Annotated in this window: 14 protein-coding genes and 1 tRNA gene; 4 read left to right on the top strand and 11 right to left on the bottom strand. The window is 68.8% G+C overall.

The genetic code is table 11. The features are described from left to right. Window positions 1-136: 136 nt before the first annotated feature. The gene (locus H4J02_RS06555) at window positions 137-3,016 is read right to left on the bottom strand and encodes a hypothetical protein (protein WP_187676271.1); all 2,880 of its coding nucleotides are present in this window, start codon (window positions 3,014-3,016) and stop codon (window positions 137-139) included. A gap of 1,141 nt (window positions 3,017-4,157) precedes the next feature. Between H4J02_RS06555 and H4J02_RS06550 the strand changes: the two genes are divergently transcribed. Beyond that, entirely contained in the window at window positions 4,158-4,487 is a 330-nt protein-coding gene (locus H4J02_RS06550) for a hypothetical protein (protein WP_187676270.1), read from the top strand. Window positions 4,488-4,772: 285 nt separating this feature from the next. Here H4J02_RS06550 and H4J02_RS06545 read toward each other — a convergent pair whose 3' ends face one another. After that, window positions 4,773-5,990, bottom strand: a complete 1,218-nt coding sequence (locus tag H4J02_RS06545; protein ID WP_187676269.1) for an STAS-like domain-containing protein — start codon at window positions 5,988-5,990, stop codon at window positions 4,773-4,775. A 174-nt stretch (window positions 5,991-6,164) separates the two neighbouring features. On the opposite strand from H4J02_RS06545, the gene H4J02_RS06540 reads away from it, so the two are divergent. Further along, a complete protein-coding gene (locus H4J02_RS06540) occupies window positions 6,165-6,434 on the top strand; it encodes a hypothetical protein (protein WP_187676268.1) in 270 nt (89 codons plus the stop codon). Window positions 6,435-6,524: 90 nt separating this feature from the next. On the opposite strand, the gene H4J02_RS06535 is transcribed toward H4J02_RS06540, so the two are convergent. After that, window positions 6,525-6,761, bottom strand: a complete 237-nt coding sequence (locus H4J02_RS06535; RefSeq protein WP_187676267.1) for a hypothetical protein — start codon at window positions 6,759-6,761, stop codon at window positions 6,525-6,527. Window positions 6,762-7,057: 296 nt separating this feature from the next. On the opposite strand from H4J02_RS06535, the gene H4J02_RS06530 reads away from it, so the two are divergent. Together H4J02_RS06530 and xerC are read left to right on the top strand one after the other, a co-directional pair. Beyond that, window positions 7,058-7,282: an AlpA family transcriptional regulator gene (locus H4J02_RS06530; protein WP_262406251.1), complete on the top strand. Its 225-nt coding sequence runs from the start codon at window positions 7,058-7,060 to the stop codon at window positions 7,280-7,282. Then, window positions 7,282-8,535, top strand: a complete 1,254-nt coding sequence (gene xerC / locus H4J02_RS06525) for a tyrosine recombinase XerC (RefSeq protein WP_187676266.1) — start codon at window positions 7,282-7,284, stop codon at window positions 8,533-8,535. The genes H4J02_RS06530 and xerC overlap by 1 nt, the downstream gene beginning before the upstream one ends. Window positions 8,536-8,711: 176 nt before the next feature. Here the strand turns inward: xerC and H4J02_RS06520 are convergent. The 8 genes from H4J02_RS06520 to dnaG all read right to left on the bottom strand — a co-directional run bounded on the left by H4J02_RS06520 (window position 8,712) and on the right by dnaG (window position 18,178). Further along, window positions 8,712-8,787: transfer RNA gene (locus H4J02_RS06520), tRNA-Asn, on the bottom strand. 20 nt (window positions 8,788-8,807) lie between these two features. After that, window positions 8,808-9,806, bottom strand: a complete 999-nt coding sequence (locus H4J02_RS06515) for a beta-propeller fold lactonase family protein (protein WP_187676265.1) — start codon at window positions 9,804-9,806, stop codon at window positions 8,808-8,810. Further along, window positions 9,803-10,600, bottom strand: a complete 798-nt coding sequence (locus H4J02_RS06510; RefSeq protein ID WP_187676264.1) for an ATP-binding cassette domain-containing protein — start codon at window positions 10,598-10,600, stop codon at window positions 9,803-9,805. Before H4J02_RS06510 ends, H4J02_RS06515 begins: the two co-directional genes overlap by 4 nt. After that, entirely contained in the window at window positions 10,597-12,255 is a 1,659-nt protein-coding gene (locus H4J02_RS06505) for an ABC transporter ATP-binding protein (RefSeq protein WP_187676263.1), read from the bottom strand. Before H4J02_RS06505 ends, H4J02_RS06510 begins: the two co-directional genes overlap by 4 nt. Continuing rightward, the gene (locus tag H4J02_RS06500) at window positions 12,255-13,286 is read right to left on the bottom strand and encodes an ABC transporter permease (protein ID WP_187676262.1); all 1,032 of its coding nucleotides are present in this window, start codon (window positions 13,284-13,286) and stop codon (window positions 12,255-12,257) included. The genes H4J02_RS06505 and H4J02_RS06500 overlap by 1 nt, the downstream gene beginning before the upstream one ends. Beyond that, window positions 13,286-14,374, bottom strand: coding sequence for an ABC transporter permease (locus H4J02_RS06495; RefSeq protein WP_187676261.1), 1,089 nt, complete (start codon window positions 14,372-14,374; stop codon window positions 13,286-13,288). The genes H4J02_RS06500 and H4J02_RS06495 overlap by 1 nt, the downstream gene beginning before the upstream one ends. Before the next feature lie 86 nt (window positions 14,375-14,460). After that, on the bottom strand, window positions 14,461-16,086 hold the full coding sequence (locus H4J02_RS06490) for an ABC transporter substrate-binding protein (RefSeq protein WP_187676260.1): 1,626 nt from the start codon (window positions 16,084-16,086) through the stop codon (window positions 14,461-14,463). Between the two features lie 205 nt (window positions 16,087-16,291). After that, window positions 16,292-18,178, bottom strand: coding sequence for a DNA primase (gene dnaG, locus H4J02_RS06485; protein WP_187676259.1), 1,887 nt, complete (start codon window positions 18,176-18,178; stop codon window positions 16,292-16,294). Window positions 18,179-18,205: the final 27 nt, after the last annotated feature.

The raw sequence follows: 18,205 nt of genomic DNA, 5'->3' as shown, positions 1-18,205 counted from the left end.
CCTTCGATGGATACGAAGCAACAGCGTCCGACCGGCACCGACACCAGCGGGGTACATCCTGAGGCACTTCGATCGGCATGCACCCGCGTCGTGGTCACTTTCGCTCGGGGCATGGTGTTCGGCCGCCGGCGAGTCGCTACTTCACGAGCTGCTCGAGCGTGAACGGCTGGCCGTAGTGGGCGGCGTCGCCGAGCCGGAACTGGACGTTGTTGCGGCCGCCCTGACGGTTTGGCCAGGCAGGGTGGCCGAGGCCGCTCTGCCAGAGGTCCTTCCAGGCGCTGCGCGACTTGGTGCCGTGCGGAAGCCTTTCCGGGTACTGGCGCTGCGCGAGGTTGAACGCTTCTTCATCGAAGATGATGACGACCCACCCCTTGTTCTTCACGTGCTTCACCGTGCCGATGCGTCGACCGCGCGGCTTCCACGTGTCGTCCTCGACATGCCAGCCGAGGAGCTGGTTCCAGGAGGTCTCTCCGACCGGCGCCGGACACTCCGCGTGGGAGTGAGTGCTCCCCGAAGCAGGGGGCCCCGCAGGGGGCTGTCCGGGGTGGTCCCAGTTGTCGATGTGCGCGTGCCCGGCACGAAGCACGCCGCGGATGCTGTCGAGGAGTCCCTTGCCCGGCGAAGGAGCGACATCGTCGCCTGCGTTCTCGGCCGCGTGCAGCGCGAGGCTCCGATACAGCCCACCCTCGTTCCACGAGAATCGGTTCGCGTCGTCCTGCATTCCGATGTGACGCAGAAGCATCTCAAGGCCGCGCAATCCGAGCATGAGGTCGGCGGCGATGCCGGCAGCGCGGGTCGAACTCTCGGGCTTCACGCCGCTCTCGACCAGCACTGCGCGGGCGCGCTCCCAGTCGTCAGCCATGGTCGTTTGCAGCTGTCGAACCAGTTCGCGCCACCCCTCTCGACGCCCCTCCGCCATGAGGTAGCGGATGAGTGCCGCGGTGACACGCGAGGCCGTGGTGCTCCGATAGTTGAGCGTCTCCATCGCGAGAATGTTCTCGCTGACGAGCCCGTCGTACTGGACGCGGAGCATGCGCTGCCCGATAGACCTGATGCTCGCCTCATTCTCAGCGGTGACGACCAGCAGCGCGATGGGCTCGTTGACCACTCGGGTGGTCATGTCGGGGGCCATGCGGCGCTTTGCCGACTCGTTGTGGACGGCACGGACCATGCTGCCCGTAGCGTCCTCTTGCGCGGCTGCGCGCCGGCGGTCGCTCGATGGGGCCAGGTCGTCCAGGACCCAGATGGGCGTGCGCGAAGCTGCATCCTCGGAAGCTGCAGGCGTGTCTCCTGCGCTGCCGGTGACGCTGTGCTGCCAGGTGCCAGGTCGGGCCTGCCAGAAGGCGAGCTGCTGCCTCGCACTCCAGGTCTTCCCCTTCTGAGGCGGGCCGTGATGGTAGACGACGGCGTGCGTCGGAACGGGCATCGCGGGCCGGAGGCCGACGGCGAGGTTGATGGCTGCCGTAGCCGCCGACCAGGGCGATGACTCGATGTAGCAGTCGAGAAGCCGTCGCAGGTCGCTACGGAGCCGCTCGAGGGCCGCGGCGTCTGCGAGCACTTCAGCTCCGAGCGAGTCATCCACTCCGAAACGGTCCGCACCAGCAAGAACGTTCGCCACCCCAGCGATGGTGAGCTCTTCGGCACGAGGGTTGTCAGCGAGCACCTGAGTGCCGACGATGAACGCGTGCACAGTGTCGTTGGGAACGGGTACCCATCCCATGGTCTCCCAGCTCGTCCGGAAGACGGGTTGTTCCGGCCGGTACGCCTTTATGGCTCGGAGCCACCGGCGACCATCCTGGCCCGCGATAGGCCACACTGAGCTCAGCCGGAGTTCGCTGGGGACCTTCGCTCCGAGCGAGCTCCACTCCGTCGGCGGGTGTTCGAGGATGACCTCAGGTCCCTCGACCTCGGCTTCCAGCGAGTAGCCGTTGTCGTCCAGCCAGCGCACCTTGACCCGACAGGTGCGGTTCGCGCGAACGTTCGCGCGCTCGTCGAATGCGCCTCCGTGACGTTCGTCGCGCGTAGGGCGTCGGATAGCGTCGCTGCCAATCACCTGGGCTGCGATGTCCGCCCGAACCTCCCACCGGGTGCCGGCAGGTCGGTTGAGCGCGTCGTAGAGCTGCACCTGCTCCTCGATATTGAGGCCGTCCTCGGTGACGCGCCATGCCCCGACAGGTGCCTCGTCGGCTGACCTGTTCGGGCGCGGTGGAAGGTCTGCGACGGCGAGGGACTTGAAGTCTTGCCAGGAGTCCGCTTCGGCGAGGAACTCAGCCAGCCCGTACGACGCTCGCGTGGTGAGCGCGCGACCTGCGGTCTCGCTCTGCCAGAGGTCCACGAGCAGTGGCTGTGCGCCGCAGCTCGACTCCAGCATGGAGAACAGATGCTGTGTCCTCCGCCACGCGCCCAGGTCAGCGTGCACGTCACGCTCGGGATGAATCCACACGGTCCGGCCGGCGAACGGCAGCTTGAACCAGACAGGGTGTCCCGACGTGAACGCCTGAGGACGAGCGGCGATGACGAGCGTCCGCTGTGCTTCGGGCAGGCGCGCCAGCATCGCAGCGACGTGCTTTGCGGGGTCGGCCGACAGCGCGGCGATGTCGCTCGCGACAGAGTGCGGCTGCAGCAAGGAAGCCAGAGCGCGGTCAGCTTCCTCGCATCCCGGCACTACCAGCACCGTGGGAGCCGAGTGCAGCCACTCTCGCGGGGTGGACGGATGAACGTCGATGGCGGAGGGCTTGTCGAACAGGAAGTCACGTGGGTCGATGCCGGTGGCAGCGAGCTCGAGGTCGACGAAACCGGTATCTTCGGTGGGGTCGAACCAGGGAACCACGGTGACCGTCTGCTCTCCCCCGCGGAAGCGGGTGAGGAAGCGTCGAGCGAGCTTGCTGTTCTTCGCGCCAAGGTCCCACTTCTTGCAGTAGGACTCTGCAGCGTCGTGGTCGATGGCGATGGCACCGCGCGCGACGCGGATGCTGTCGTACAGCTGTGCTCTCGTGGGCCGGGTTTCTGTGGTCATACCCGCCCTATGCCGGCACCCTTCAACCAGGTGCGACCTCGCCGACCTGTCATCAGATCACCAGTGTCATCAGCGGGATCTGCGGCTGCGCTGAGGGCCATGAATGAACCCCTTCTGTGGGCCCGCTTCTTCTCTTCTTCTTCTTCCTCTTCTACTTTCTCGAAAAAGAGGTAAGGGACAGATGATGTGGGTTCTGGAAGCGCCCCGAGGCCCCTACTTACTAGGGTTCGGTCGTCATCAGTCCCCTGATGATCAGCTCCGGTAGAGCACGGCCGAAGAACCCACGAACAGCATCCATGATGCCCACCTGGCCGTTCGCAGAGGTCCCCGCTGGCACGCGGAGGGTCGAGGGCCCCGTTTGCCGCATGTTCTCAGGGCGAGCGTCGCAACCCGCGACGCAGAACCGGAGTTCTCCGTGCCTCGTCCCCAGCCTCAAGACGATGAGTTGTCCCGCCCACGACTCCCGATGAATGCGAGCCTCACCGCGTTGACGGCTGCGGCGCGCGCGAATGATCCGCAGCTTCGCGTTGCGGCGGCCTATCACCCGTCGCTGCCACAAAGTCTGCGCCTCGCGCTAGCAGACGATCCAGAACCCAGCGTGCGCGACGCCGCCTCGAACGCCCTGCTCTACAACGTAAGCGACCTCGCAATCGCGTACGCCTTGACCCAACGGCTCGCGACTCCACCGGAGCCCGTGCATCGCCCGCCGGTGAGCGCGCCTGCCTCCTGACAGGACACCCCTTCCAGCCCGTCCCCCGTCGGGATTCCCACCAGGCCGACGGCCGACCTGCGGTAGTGCCGGATTCGCGAGAAGTCCGCGTCTAGGAGCGGCATGGAGAGACCTCCACGTGGGGCTCCTGCGCAGCCCAGGCGTCTACTGGATCGTGTCGCCACTGCGGTGCCTAGTACGAAGCACGGGTTCCATAGAGATTCCCGCCATTCGACACCCGCCATCGAAGTCCCTCCCTGGCTCGGTCGCACCCAAGTCACAGACGGAAAGGGTCGCGCTCGAAGACGAGAGCGGCGCCTCCCGATTCGAGCTGACACCCGGTCGATCAACGGCGGCATAGAGGCGAGCGAAGCACGCAGCCTGCTTGCTTCCGTGCGCAAGCACGACCGCCTGAAACTGAGGACAACCCCAATGCCCCACCTGATGCACTCCGTCTCCCGTCGCACGAGTCACCGCCCCTCGCGCCACCGCGCGAGCCGCCCCCTCCCGCGCTACTCGGCCGGCGACCTCGACCGCGCCCTCCTGAGGATGCACCGCGCCTGGCTCGAGATGGGCGTGGATGACCGCGAGCTCGTCGCGTACGCGACGCAGGTAGCGTGGCTCGTCGCGGAGGTCGCGCACGACCTGCCGCTGGATGACGCCATCGACCTCGCCATCGCCGACCGAACGAGGTTCGAGATCGAGCGCTACGCCGGCACGCCTGCCACCGCCATCGCCGAGGAGATCCTCCGCAACTGGTAGCGGCTCGCGCAGGCGGTGCGGCTCGGCAACCACTCTTTGCCGGGTCGCCCCACCTGCGTCGAGCAGGCCCGCCATACGAGGTCACACCCGGTCGAACCTCGCGGCATAGCGCCTTCATCGTCTCTGGCGCGGCCAGCCCTCGGAGGCATGGTGCTACGCCTTACGTCGGAGCAGGTACTTCGCGTCTCAGAGGAAGGTCCATCCGTCCAGGTCGGCGAGAGGCGCAACGTCCCGCGCATGACCGGGTATGACCGTGGCTCAGAAACGCACTACGCCTCGATGCTCTCAAGCCCCGGCCTGCAGTCGGAGCTCGATCGCCCGCTCGATCAGTCCCCTATTCGTGGCAGAGGCTCCGTCGAGGAAGATTCGCCGTCGGTACTCGAGTTCCCCCAGTTCGAGTGCGAGTTTGCCAAGCACCTCGTCGGCGAAACTCGAAGAGACGATCGGTATACCCCTGAGATCGAGCACGATCTCACGGGCGCCCGCAGCAAGGTAGTTGAGGATGCGGTTTCGCACTTCAGTGCCTTGCGCGCGAGACCCAACGAGTGCTTCGAGCTCTGCGGCGTCGATGCGATAGTGGTGCGCACTTACCTCAATGGTCTCGAGGAATGGGCTCGGCTGCTCCGGGCGCCCGAGTGCCTCGTTGATGCTTACGGGCCGGGCGCAGTCGAGTCGCCAGTCGATTGTCGTCGAATGACTCGCGTTGCGGTCGAGAAGGGGCCGGTTCATGTCAAGGCTCGTGGACTCCGCACCGTGCTCGTATCGCCAGGTGCCTCGTCCCGACTGCACGGTGAGTTGCCCGCCGTTGATGCCAACGGCTCGTCGCAGGCCGTGCAGCCCATTGCCTTGATTGAGCTTGCCCTTGCTAGTGACGCCCTGCTCGAGAGCATGTGCGATCGCGGCATCCGCCCTGACCACCCGCGTTCGATCAACCGAACTTCCTTGCGCCGCATCGACCATTGCGCGGTGGATCCCTCTGCCGGAGTCGGTAACAGCGATGACGCACGTGCGGTTCGCGATGTGGACCTGCATCATTACGAATCCACTTGTGGCTTGACTGTGTTGGAACACGTTGTCGAGAACCTCGAATAGGCACCAGTTGAATGCGTCGATCACGCCGGCCTGGCACACGACCATGTCGGTGAGCGAGGTCATGAAGTGATCCGCGATCTTGTGCGCCTCCTCCTCTGACGAATACTCCCAAACCGTGTTAGTTGGGTGAGCGAGTGGTCCGAGATCGCCGATCGAACCTGGTTGCACGAGCCGCACCTTGGCCTGGTTCGGGTGTAGGTGATCGACGGCGAAAGTGATTCCACGCTCCCGACGGAGGTATGCGAGCACGGAGGAGAAGTACGCGGTCGTGTTTGGCCACGTGGTGCGGACACGTCCCATATCGAGCACAACGTGGTCTCCGGCGTCCCAGTCACGTGCGGCTAGTACCAGGTGGTCGACCGCCGACATGGCGTTCAGATTTCGCATGGCGTAGCGCGCGATCGCTGGCATGTCGCTGAGAGTAGCGCGCTCTCTTCCTCAAAACCGAAGTCCTCGCGGTCGCCCACAACCGCAGCCGCTACGGCGATGCCCGAGCACGACCGCCTGACACTGAAGACATTCCCAATGCCCCACCTGATCCGCTCCGGCTCCCGTCGCACGAGTCGCCGACCCTCGCGCCACGGCGTGAGCCCTTCCCTCCCGCGCTACTCGGCCGATGACCTCGACCTCAACGCGTACTCGACGCAGGTCGCATGGCTCGTCGCGGATGTCGCGCACGACCTGCCGCTGGACGACGCCATCGACTTCGCCCTCGCCGACCGAGAGGAGTTCGAGATCGAGCGCGACGCCGGCATGCCCCTCGGAGACGCAGCTCACAAGGCTCTCAACCTCCTCGAGCTCCACACCGTCGATCTCGACGGCGCCTACATCGCCGGTGCTGACCTCAGCGGGTAACCAACACCCCGCACACGCACCGCAGCGCCAGGCGACCCACCGCCGAACGAGACGACGACACGTCGCGGCGCCGGGCGCGTGAGCGCCCGGTCAGGTCAGGCGTTCGCGCTCTGCACGCAGCTCCGCCGCAAGTTTCCGCTGCGCGTCCAGGTCGTCGAGGTCGACAGCGCGGATGCGGCGGCGCACGTCCTGCGCCCGCAGGAGCTCATCGGTGAGCCCGGTAGCGCGCAGGTCGCTGCGGGATACGAGGACCCCGAGGAGTCTGTTCGCCGCCTCGCGCATCGCGTCGTAGACGGCACCGGGGTCGTCCGCGTGGTTGGTGCGCATGGGGCCAAAGGTAGCGTCTTCCGCCTCGCGACCAGATCGCATCCGGACGCCAAAGTAGCGCGAAGCGATGAGGACCGCAGCGCGGACGATGCTCGATCCGGGCGAGGTCGCACCCGCTCCCGGAGGACCGGCATAGGGACCGTCGGACAACCGTGTCTGACGTCGAGCCTAAGCTCTCGACCCTGGGCACGGATGCCGCTGACAGGCCATCACCGTTCAGGTGAGGCCGATGCCGCCCATAGAGGAGTGGAACGGAAGCCACACCGGGTGGCTCCCACCACCGAGAAGGACCATCCGTGACCAACAACCCCGCAACCATCTCTCACCTGCCGTTCGGTGACACCGAGCCGCTGATGACGGTCGAGGACCTCTCCGCATATCTCGTCATCCCAGTCGCGACGCTCTACAAGTGGCGCACGCTCGGCGAAGGCCCGCGTGGCATCCGCATCGGCCGGCACATCCGCTACCATCGCAGCGAAGTCCAGGCGTGGCTCGCGGCCCGCGCCGAGGCGGTCGCCTGATGGGTCGTCCTGCGACCCCCGTGGGCGCGTACGGCGCCATCTCCGTCCGCGAACGACGCCCGGGCGTGTTCAGCGCCGAGACGTACTATCGGGAGTCCGAGACCCGTCGGGTCCGGGTCGCCCGCGATGGCAAGTCCGCCGCGGCCGCCCGCCGCGCACTCGTGCGTGCGCTCGCCGACTGGCAAGCGCAATCGAGCGCCCCAACCTCGCCGACCGTCGCCGAGCTCGTCGAAGAGGTGTTCCGCGAGCGGGCACGACGGTGGTCCGACGCCACCTGCATCGCATACCGGTCCACCATCAGCGGTCTCATCAACGGGATGCCGCTCGGCGACGCGCCCGCGGCGGAGCCGGGCGACGGGCCAGTCCCCGGGTCGCTCGGCGCAAAGCCCATCACGGAGCTGACGACCGCGGACGTGAGCCGTCTCCTCGCGAAGGTCCACAGCACGACGCCGGGCCGGGTGAAAACGCTGCGGACGCTCCTGAGCCTCGCCGCCGGCCATGCGGTCACCCTCGGGCTCATCGAGCGCAACCCCGTCACGGGCGCCGCGAAGTTCTCTGACCCGTACGCGCATGGCAGCGGCCACCAGCCGCGCGTCGTCGACGAGGCGGAGCTCGCGGCCCTCCGGGACGCGGCCGCCCGATACGACCGGGGCGAGTTCCGCACGTCCGGCCGTCACGCCCTCGTGCCGGTCGCTCCGCTCATCGAGCTCGGGTACGCCATCGCCGGTCGCATCGGAGAGGTCCTCAGCCTCCGATGGGACGACGTCGAGGGATTGGACGAGCCGCTCTCGGACGGACGCGTGTACATCACCGTCCGCAAGAGCGTGTCTCGCGTGTCGAGAGAGAAGTCGGAGCTCATGGGTCGGCAGCTCCGCGGCTCCTACCAGGTGAAAGACGGGACGAAGAACGGCGTCGACCGGCGCGTGCCACTCGGCGAGCGGCACATCGAGCTCCTCCGGCGTCTCCCCCGTACGTCCGAGTACATCCTCCCGAACGACAAGGGCGGCTTCCAGACGCAGGCGAACGTCGGTCGACGTCTCCGCCGGATGATGGAGCTTGCCGGCATTCAGAACCCCGAGCGCACCAACTTCACGTTCCACGCGCTGCGCCGCACGGTCGCGACGCGCATCGCCGAGTCGGCCGGCATCGAGGCCGCAGCGTTCGCCATCGGTGACGACCCCATGGTCGCGAAGAGGCACTACGTCGAGAAGACGACGGTGCAGGTGCCCGACTACTCGCACCTGCTTCGGTGAAAACCGCCCAGAAGAGAGCCCCGGCAGCCCCGCTGTCGGGGCTTCTTCGTGTCTCCGGAGCCCCGAGACTTGGCGTCATTCGCCGTCGTCGATCACCGTTTGTAGCGGATAGATGGCGAATAGACCCGAAGGTGCGGATGCAGCACTCAGGAAAAGCCCTGGTTAGAAGCCAGTTTTGGCTCCCCGGCTTGGACTCGAACCAAGAACCTATCGGTTAACAGCCGATTGCTCTGCCAATTGAGCTACCGAGGATCGCTGCGAAAACAGCTTCGCTAGCTTAGCAAAGCTTCGGGGGTGTTCTTGACCACGCACGTCGGCGAGGGGGTCGTCGTCGAGCCGATGAGCACGGGCATCCCGTCGCCCCCGAGGCGGAACGTGGAGACCTCGTCGGACTGCTGGTTCGCGACGTGCAAGAGACCACCGTCGACGATCAGGTGGCGAGGCCAACGCCCGCCCGAGGGCACCGAGCCGAGGGCGCGCACGCCGTCGTCCTCGAGGGCGACGACCGCCACGCGGTCGGCACCGCGGATGCCGGCGTACAGGAAGCGGCCGTCGTCGCTCACGCCGAGCGCGGCCGCCTGATCCTCGCCGGGGGTCGCATCCGGGAGCGCGAGGATCTGCTCGATCTCGAACTCGTGGCCGGCGGGGTCGAGCACGAGCAGCTCGCAGCTCCACTCGCCGAGCAGCGCGAGCTCGCCCGACGGCAGGGCGCGCAGGTCGCGCGGACCGGTGCCGGAGGGCAGCGCGAGCGAGTCGACCCGCTCGAGGAGGCCGGCATCCGTGCGCACGTGCACGTGCAGTCGGTCCGCACCGAGGTCGAGGGTCAGCACGCGGCCGTCGGGCAGCACGTGCACGTGGTGGGCGTGCGGGCCCTCCTGGGCCGGGAGCGGGCCGGAGCCCGAGCCGTCGAGCCGCTGCACGGGTGCGGACTCCGCCGCGCGCGCGACGACGACCGCTCCGTCGCCGTAGCAGGCGACCGCGACCGTGTCGTCGTCGAGGAAGGCCGCGTGGCACGGCGAGTCTCCCGCGAGGTGCGTGACGCCGTCGGCGCGCCATCCGTCTGCCTCGCGCACGAACCAGGCGAGCGAACCCTCGCCCTCGAGCGTCGCGACGAGGCGGTCACCTCGAACGGCGAGCCACGACGGCGACAGCACCGCGTTCTCCACGCCCGTCAGCGCGATCGGCCCGTCGACGACGGATGCCCCTGCCGCGATCCCGCGGGCGGTCCCGCCCATGTCGGGTCCGTACGCGCCGATCAGGAGCGAGGTCACGCGTGGATCCTCGCGAGCGTGCGCGTGTACGCGTGCAGCGGGTTCGCGAGCACGTCGTCGACCGTGCCGTAGCCGACGATGAGGCCCGCGTGGAGCACGGCGATGCGGTCGACGATCGTGCGCAGCTCGCGCAGGTCGTGACCGACGATGAGGGCGCTGAAGCCGAGCTGCTTCTGGAGCTCCGACACGACCTGGAGGATCGGGCCGCGCACGAGAACGTCGACGCCCATCGTCGGGTCGTCGGCGACGAGCAGCTCGGGCTCCAGCACGAGCGAGCGCGCGAGCGCGATGCGCTGACGCTGACCGCGGCTCAGCTCGTGCGGGAACTTCTCGATGACCGAGAGCGGCAGGCGCACGGCGTCGACGAGGGTCGCGACGGCCGAGCCCGCCTCGACGCGGTCGAAGTCCTTGTCGCGCTGGAAGATGGGCTCTGCGACGTTCTCGCCGACCGTGAAGTGCGGCCGCAGCGACGAGCCGCCGTCCTGCGGCAGGTAGCCGACGCGGAGGGCGAGCCGGTCGCGCGCGCGCTGGCTCGCGCCGCGCACGTCCTGGCCGAGAACGGCGAGCCTGCCGCCGCGGATCTCGGGCGCTTCCCGCTCCCCCGGCGCCGACTGGGCCGCGATCGCGCGCGCGAGGGTCGACTTGCCCGATCCCGCCTCGCCGATGAGCCCGAGGGTCTCCCCCGGCGCCACCTGGAACGACACCCCGTTGATCGCCGGCGCCTCGTCGCGGCCGTAGCCGAGCGTGAGGTCGTCGGCGAGCACCGCCGCATCCGTGACCGGGCGACGGCTCATCCGGCGTCTCCCTGCAGGGCGGCGAGTGCCTCGCGGCGGCGCGCCTGCTCGTCCGGGTCGGGCACGGGGAGGGATGCGAGGAGCCGCCGCGTGTAGGGATCCTGCGGGGTCCCGAGCACTTGGGGGGTCGGCCCCTCCTCCGCGATCTCACCGTGGTGCAGCACGACGACGCGGTGCGCGACGCGGTCGACGACGGCGAGGTCGTGCGTGATGAAGAGCGAGGCGAAGCCGAAGCGCTCCTGCAGCTCCTCGAAGAGCTCGAGCACGCGCGCCTGCACCGAGACGTCGAGCGCGCTCGTCGGCTCGTCGGCGATGAGCAGCTTCGGGTCGAGCGCGAGGGCGCGGGCGAGGCTCGCGCGCTGGCGCTGGCCGCCCGAGAGCTCGTGCGGGTAGCGCTCGCCGTAGGCGCCGCCGAGCTGCACGGCGTCGAGCAGCTCGTCGACGCGGTCGCGCGCATCGGATGCCGAGCTCGCGACCCCGTGGACGATGAGCGGCTCGGCGACGCACTCCGCGATCGTGAGGAGCGGGTTGAAGCTCGTCGCCGGGTCCTGGAAGACGAAGCCGAGCTCGCGGCGCTTCGCGCGGAACGCGCGCTCCTTGACGCCGCGCATCTCGGTGCCGAGCACGCGCAGCGAGCCGCCCGTGACGGGGGCGAGGCCCGCGATCGCGCGCCCGATCGTCGTCTTGCCCGAGCCCGACTCGCCGACGAGGCCGACGACCTCGCCGAGGCCGATGCGCAGGTCGACGCCGTGGACGGCGCGGAAGGCCTTCTTGCCGAGACGGCCCGGGTACTCGATCTCGAGCCCCGTCGCCTCCACGACGGCCTCGGCGGCAGCCGTCTCGGGCGCGGCCCGCTCGGTGAGCTCGACGCGCGGCACGGCCGCGAGCAGCTTCTTCGTGTACTCGTGCTGCGGCGAGGCGAAGAGCTCGCGCACGGGCGCGGTCTCGACGATCTCGCCGAGGTACATGACCGCGACGCGATCCGCGAGGTCGGCGACGACGCCCATGTTGTGCGTGATGAGCACGATGGCCGTGCCGAACTCGTCGCGGCAGCGACGCAGCAGGTCGAGGATCTCGGCCTGCACGGTCACGTCGAGCGCGGTCGTCGGCTCGTCGGCGATGAGCACGGATGCGTCGAGGGCGAGCGCCATCGCGATGACGATGCGCTGCTTTTGACCGCCCGAGAACTGGTGCGGGTAGTCGTCGACGCGGCGCTCGGGTTCGGGGATGCCGACCTTGCGCAGCATCTCGATCGCGTGGGCGCGCGCCTGCTTCTTCGAGTAGCTGCCGTGAGCCCGCAGGCCCTCGGCGATCTGCCACCCCACGGTGAAGACGGGATTGAGCGCCGTCGACGGCTCCTGGAAGATCATCGCGGCCTTCGTGCCGCGCAGCTGCCGCAACCGGGCCGGGTCGAGGCGCACGACATCCTCGTCCCCGACGAGCACCGCGCCCTTGACGGATGCCGTCTCGGGCAGGAGGCGCAGGATGCTGCGTGAGGTCACCGACTTGCCGGAGCCCGACTCGCCGACGATCGCGAGCACCTCGCCGGGCGCGACCTGCAGGTCGACGCCGCGGACCGCCTCGACGGTGCCGCCGTCCGTGTCGAAGCTCACCCGCAGGTCGCGGATGTCGACAGCCGTGTCATGGGTCGCCATCAGACCACGTCCCCCATCTCCTCGCGCGCGGCGGGCTGCTGGGCGGCGACCGCCTGCGCGGGCGTCTCGGCCGGCTTGCGCCGTGCGCGCAGGCGCGGGTCGGCCAGGTCGTTGAGGCTCTCGCCCACGAGCGTGATGCCGAGCACGACGAGCACGATCGCGAGGCCCGGGAAGATCGACGTCCACCAGATGCCGCTCGTGACATCCGAGAGCGACTTGTTGAGGTCGTAGCCCCACTCGGCCGCGGCGCTCGGCTCGATGCCGAAGCCGAGGAAGCCGAGGCCCGCGAGCGTCAGGATCGCCTCGGAGCTGTTGAGGGTGATGACGAGCGGCAGCGTGCGCGTCGAGTTGCGCAGCACGTGGCGGAACATGATGCGGCGGTTGCTCGCCCCGATGACGCGCGCCGACTCGACGAACGCCTCCGACTTCACGCGCACGACCTCCGCCCGCACGACGCGCAGGTACTGCGGGATGAACACGACCGTGATCGAGATCGCGGCCGCGAGGATGCCGCCCCACAGGCTCGACTGCCCGCCCGAGATGACGATGGCCGCGACGATCGCGAGCAGGAGGCTCGGGAACGCGTAGATCGCGTCGGCGATGACGATCGTGATGCGGTCGAACCAGCCTCCGATGTAGCCGGAGAGCAGGCCGAGCGCGATGCCGATGAAGACCGACAGCACGATCGCCACGAGGATCACGAGCAGCGCCGTCTGCGCGCCCCAGATGACGCGCGAGAGCACGTCGTAGCCGCCCACCGTCGTGCCGAGCAGGTGGTCGGCGCTCGGCGGCTGCTGCGCGCCGAAGAGGCCCTCGGGTCCGCGCAGCTGGTTGTAGCCGTAGGGCGCGAGCAGCGGCGCGAGGATCGCGACGAGCACGAAGACCGACGTGACCACGAGGCCGACGACGAGCATGCCGCGCTGGAGCCCGACGCTCTGCCTCAGCTGCTGCAGCACGGGCAGGCGGTGCCACCACGGCGGACGGATGCGGGCCGCGCCCTCGGCGGCCGGGTTCTGTGTCTGGGTGGTCATCAGTACCTCACCCGCGGGTCGAGGATCGCCGCGACGATGTCGACGATGAAGTTGGTGAGGGCGACGATGACGGCGAGGAGCGCCACGATGCCCTGGACGGCGACGAAGTCGCGCTTCGCGAGGTACTCGGCGAGCTGGAAGCCGAGGCCCTTCCATTCGAACGTCGTCTCGGTGAGCACGGCACCGCCGAGGAGCATCGCGATCTGGAGGCCGATGACGGTGATGATCGGCACGAGCGCGGGCTTGAGCGCGTGGCGGCGCACGAGGCGGAACTCGCGGACGCCGCGCGAGCGGGCGGCGTCGACGTAGTCGCGCGAGAGCGTGCCGATGACGTTCGTGCGCACGAGGCGCAGGAAGACGCCCGCCGTGAGCAGGCCGAGCGCGAGAGCGGGCAGCACCGCGTGCGCGAGCACGTCGCCGACGGCGGCCGAGCTGCCCGTGCGGATCGCGTCGATGAGGTAGATGCCCGTCGGGTCGTCGAGGCCCTGCAGCTTGATCTCGGTGCGCGTCGAGGCGCGGCCCGCGACGGGGAGCACCTTGAGCCACACGGCGAAGACGAGCTTGAGCACGAGGCCCGCGAAGAACACGGGGGTCGCGTACGAGAGGATCGCGAACACGCGGAGCGAGGCGTCGCCCCAGCGATCGCGATAGTAGGCGGCGACCATGCCGAGCGGGATGCCGACGATGAACGCGACGATGAGCGAGTAGAAGACGAGCTCGAGCGTGGCCGAGCCGTAGGTCCACAGGATCTCGGTGACGGGTCGGCCGTCGGTGATCGAGCTGCCGAAGTTGCCCGTGAAGACGTTCGCGAGGTACTCGAGGTACTGCACGAGGATCGGGCGGTCGTAGCCGGCGGCGTGGATGCGCTCCGCCAGCTGGTCGGGCGAGAGGCGGTCTCCGAGCGACGCGGTGATGGGGTCGCCCGTCAGCCGCATGAGGAAGAACACGAGGCTGACGAGGATGAAGATCGTCGGGAAAATGAGCAGGAAGCGCACCAGGAGGTAGCGCCAGAAGCCCCCGCCCCGCGCCTTCTTGATGCCCGCGGTTCCCGCGCCGGGGGGCGCGGCCGGGGCCGTGACCGTCGTCATGTCGTTGCTTCGTCTCTCTCGACGCGGGGAACGGGGCGGCCAGCGAGTGGCCGCCCCGTTCACATTGCGGACGTGTCCGGCTTCGCTCAGCCCTTGGTCAGGCTACCGAAGCGGAACTTGAAGGAGCCATCGAGCACCGCGCCCGAGACATCCGTGCCGGTGATCGCGACCTGCGCGCCCTGCAGCAGCGGCAGGGTCGACAGGTCGGCGGCCACCTTGGCCTGGATCTCCTCGATGAGCGCGGTACGCGCGTCGGCGTCCGTCTCCGTCTGCTGCTTCACGATGAGGTCGTCGACCTCCGCGTTGCTGTAGTGGTTCTGGAGGAAGTTGTCCGTCACGAAGAACGGCGTGAGGTAGTTGTCGGCGTCCGAGTAGTCCGGGAACCAACCGAGCTGGTACAGCGGGTACAGGTCGGCGGTGCGGTCCTTCGAGTACTGGGTCCACTCGGTCGAGCCGAGGTTCACCGTGAAGAGGCCGCTCGCGTCGAGCTGGTCCTTGACGAGCGCGTACTCGTCGGCCGACGACTCACCGTAGTGGTCGGGGTTGTACTGCAGGTTGATCGCGACCGGGATCGAGATGCCCGCGGCCTCGAGGGTGGCCTTGGCCTTCTCGATGTCCGCGCCGCCGTCGCCGTCGCCGTAGAGGTCCTTGAGCACCTCGGTGGCGCCGGTCAGGCCCTGGGGCACGTAGGAGTACAGCGGGGTGTAGGTGTCCTTGTAGACCTGCGACGCGATCTCCTCGCGGTCGACCACCGAGGCGATCGCCTGGCGCACGGCGACGGCCTTGGCCGGGTCGGCCTCGGGGGTCGTCGCGCCGAAGGGCTGCGTGTTGAGGTTGAACACGATGTAGCGGATCTCGCCGCCGGGGCCGTCGACGACCTTCACCGAGTCCTGCGAACGCAGGTCGGCGATGTCCGTCGCCGAGAGGCTGCGGTGCGCGACGTCGATGTTGCCCTCCTGCACGTCGAGCTTGAGGTTCGACGCGTCGGTGTAGTACTTGAGCGTGACGCCGGCGTTCGCCGGAGCGCCGAGCACGCCCTCGTACGCCTCGTTGGGGGCGAACTGGATGAGCTCGTTGAACTTGTAGCTCGTGATCGTGTACGGACCGGCGAACGCCTCACCCGCGACGATCTCGTCGTCGGGCGTGATCGCGTCGGCCGAGAAGACCTCCTCGTCGACGATCGGACCGGCGGGGCTCGAGAGCACCTGCGGGAAGGTCTGGTCGTTGCCGTTCTTGAGGTGGAAGACGACGGTCACGTCGTCGGGCGTCTCGATGCTGTCGATCGCGCCGAGCAGCGACCAGGGGCCGTTGTCGTCGGCGATCGCGAGCTGACGGTCGAAGCTGAACTTGACGTCCGACGAGGTCAGGTCGTTGCCGTTCGCGAACTTGAGGCCCTCCTTGAGGATGACCGTGTACTCGCCGTCGGCGGTGTACTCGGCCGACTCGGCGATGTCGGGCTCGACGTCCGAGGTGCCCTGCTTCGAGTTGAGCAGGAACGGGAACACCTGGTTCATGACGGCGAAGGAGCCGTTGTCGTACGACCCGGCCGGGTCGAGGAAGGTGACCTTGTCGGTCGTGCCGACGATGATGCTGTCGCCGTCGGATCCGCCGTTGTCGCCGGCGTCCGAGGCGCAGCCCGCGAGCACGAGAGCAGCGGTGACGGGGAGCGCCACCGCGGCGAGCACGCGGGTCTTGTGAGAGACGGAAACCATGTCCGTGGACCTCATTCCTTGGGATGTGAAAGGGCGGGCGACCTCAGAGTCGCCCGACCATCAGGTCTACCACGGTGTCGAGGCACGCTCGCACAACCGGATGACCGGAGTGCACGCAGTTAACGTCGGTGAAATGTTCAGCGCATGTTTCGTGCGTCTACGCACGCATGTTGCAAGATCCTGCGACAAAATAGCCGAAGAGCGTTCACTCACCGCGCAGTTCGCGTCGCTCGGCCTCGAGCGCGACGGACTCGCGGCTGAGCGCTGCCTCCCGTTCGCGGTCGCCCTCCGAGCGCGCACGCTGCATCGCACCGAGCAGCTCGCCCTTGCGGCGCAGCAGGTCGCGGTCGACGAGCGAGGTCACGACGCCGCGGCAGTACACCCCGAGCTGCTCCGCGCGCTCCGGGATGGGGGCGACGCCGAGCTGCGTGACGAGCGACTCGAAACCCGCGGGCACCTCCTCCCCCACGCGCTGGAGCCACTCGGGAGACTCGAGCTGGTCGAGCTGCGCGCGCACCGCGTCGCGCACGATCGCGAGGGTCGCGTTCGTGAAGCGCGCCTCGACGGCCTTCGCGACGAGGGGGGCCCCGACGAACTGGGGGTACTGCAGGATCGCCATGAGCGCGTCGCGCTCCATACGCGTGACGGGGTCGGTCGGCAGCTCCATGAGGTTCGCCTGTCGCGGCCGCTGCTCCTCGACGGGCTGCCCCTCCGGTCGTCGGTTGCCCTCCGCGCGCGGCTCGGCGCGCCGCGAGGCGTTGCCCGCGCTCGAGACGGCGCGCGACACCTCCCCCGGGTCCATGCCGAGCCAGCCCGCCAGATTGCGCACGTAGCCGCCGCGCAGTGCGGGGTCGCGGATGCCTGCCACGACGGGCGCGCCCGCGCGGAGAGCCGCGACACGACCCTCGACCGTCTCGAGGTCGTGGCCCGCGAGGCTCCGGCGGATCATGAACTCGAACATCGGCTTGCGGTCGGAGATGAGCGTGCGCACGGCCTCGTCGCCGCGGTGGATGCGGAGGTCGCACGGGTCGAGGCCCCCGGGAGCGACCGCGACGAAGGTCTGCGCGGCGAAGCGCTGCTCCTCTGCGAACGCACGGCTCGCCGCCCGCTGGCCCGCCTCGTCCGGGTCGAAGGTGAAAACCACCTCGCCCGTCTGCGACACGGCGGCGTTGTCGTGGTCGCCGAGAACGCGGCGCACGACCTTGATGTGGTCGACGCCGAACGCCGTGCCGCACGTCGCGACCGCGGTCGTGACGCCCGCGAGGTGGCAGGCCATGACATCCGTGTAGCCCTCGACGATGACGACCTGCTTCGACTTCGCGACGTCGCGTCGTGCGAGGTCGAGCCCGTAGAGCACCTGCGACTTGTGGAAGACGAGCGTCTCGGGGGTGTTGAGGTACTTGGGGCCCTGGTCGTCGTCGAAGAGCTTGCGTGCGCCGAAGCCGACCGTCTGGCCCGTGACGTCGCGGATGGGCCAGATGACACGGCCTCGGAAGCGGTCGTAGCTGTTGCCGCGGTCGCCCGTCGACAGGAGCCCGGCCGCCGTGAGGTCCTCGATCGAGAACCCCTGCTTCGTGAGCGCGTTCTTGAGCGCGTCGAACGACTTGGGCGCGTAGCCGACGCCGAAGCGCTCGGCGGCGGCCTGGTCGAAGCCGCGCCCGCCGAGGAAGTCGCGACCGGGCTGGGCGCCCGGCTCGGCGAGCTGCGCGCGGAAGAACTGCTCGGCGGCCGCGTTCGCCGCGAGCAGCCGGGCGCGGTTGCCGTGATCGGATGCTGCGGCGCCGCCGTCCTCGTAGTGCAGCTCGATGCCGGCGCGCGCCGCCATGCGCTCGACGGCCTCCTGGAAGCTCACGTGGTCCATGCGCTGCAGGAAGGTGAAGACGTCGCCGTCCTCGCCGCAGCCGAAGCAGTGGTACCGGCCGACACCGGGCCGCACGTGGAAGCTCGGGCTGCGCTCCTCGTGGAACGGGCAGAGGCCCTTGAGCGAGCCGACGCCCGCCGACTTGAGGGTGACGTAGTCGCCCACGATGTCGGCGATGTTCACCCGGGACCGGACCTCGTCGATGTCGCTTCGACGAATGAGACCGGGCATGTCAGTGATTCTAGGGAGCCGGTGCGA

Origin of the sequence: Protaetiibacter sp. SSC-01, from assembly GCF_014483895.1 — a bacterium.
GTDB lineage: Bacteria > Actinomycetota > Actinomycetes > Actinomycetales > Microbacteriaceae > Homoserinibacter.
This window is presented reverse-complemented; position numbering and strand designations above follow the sequence as displayed.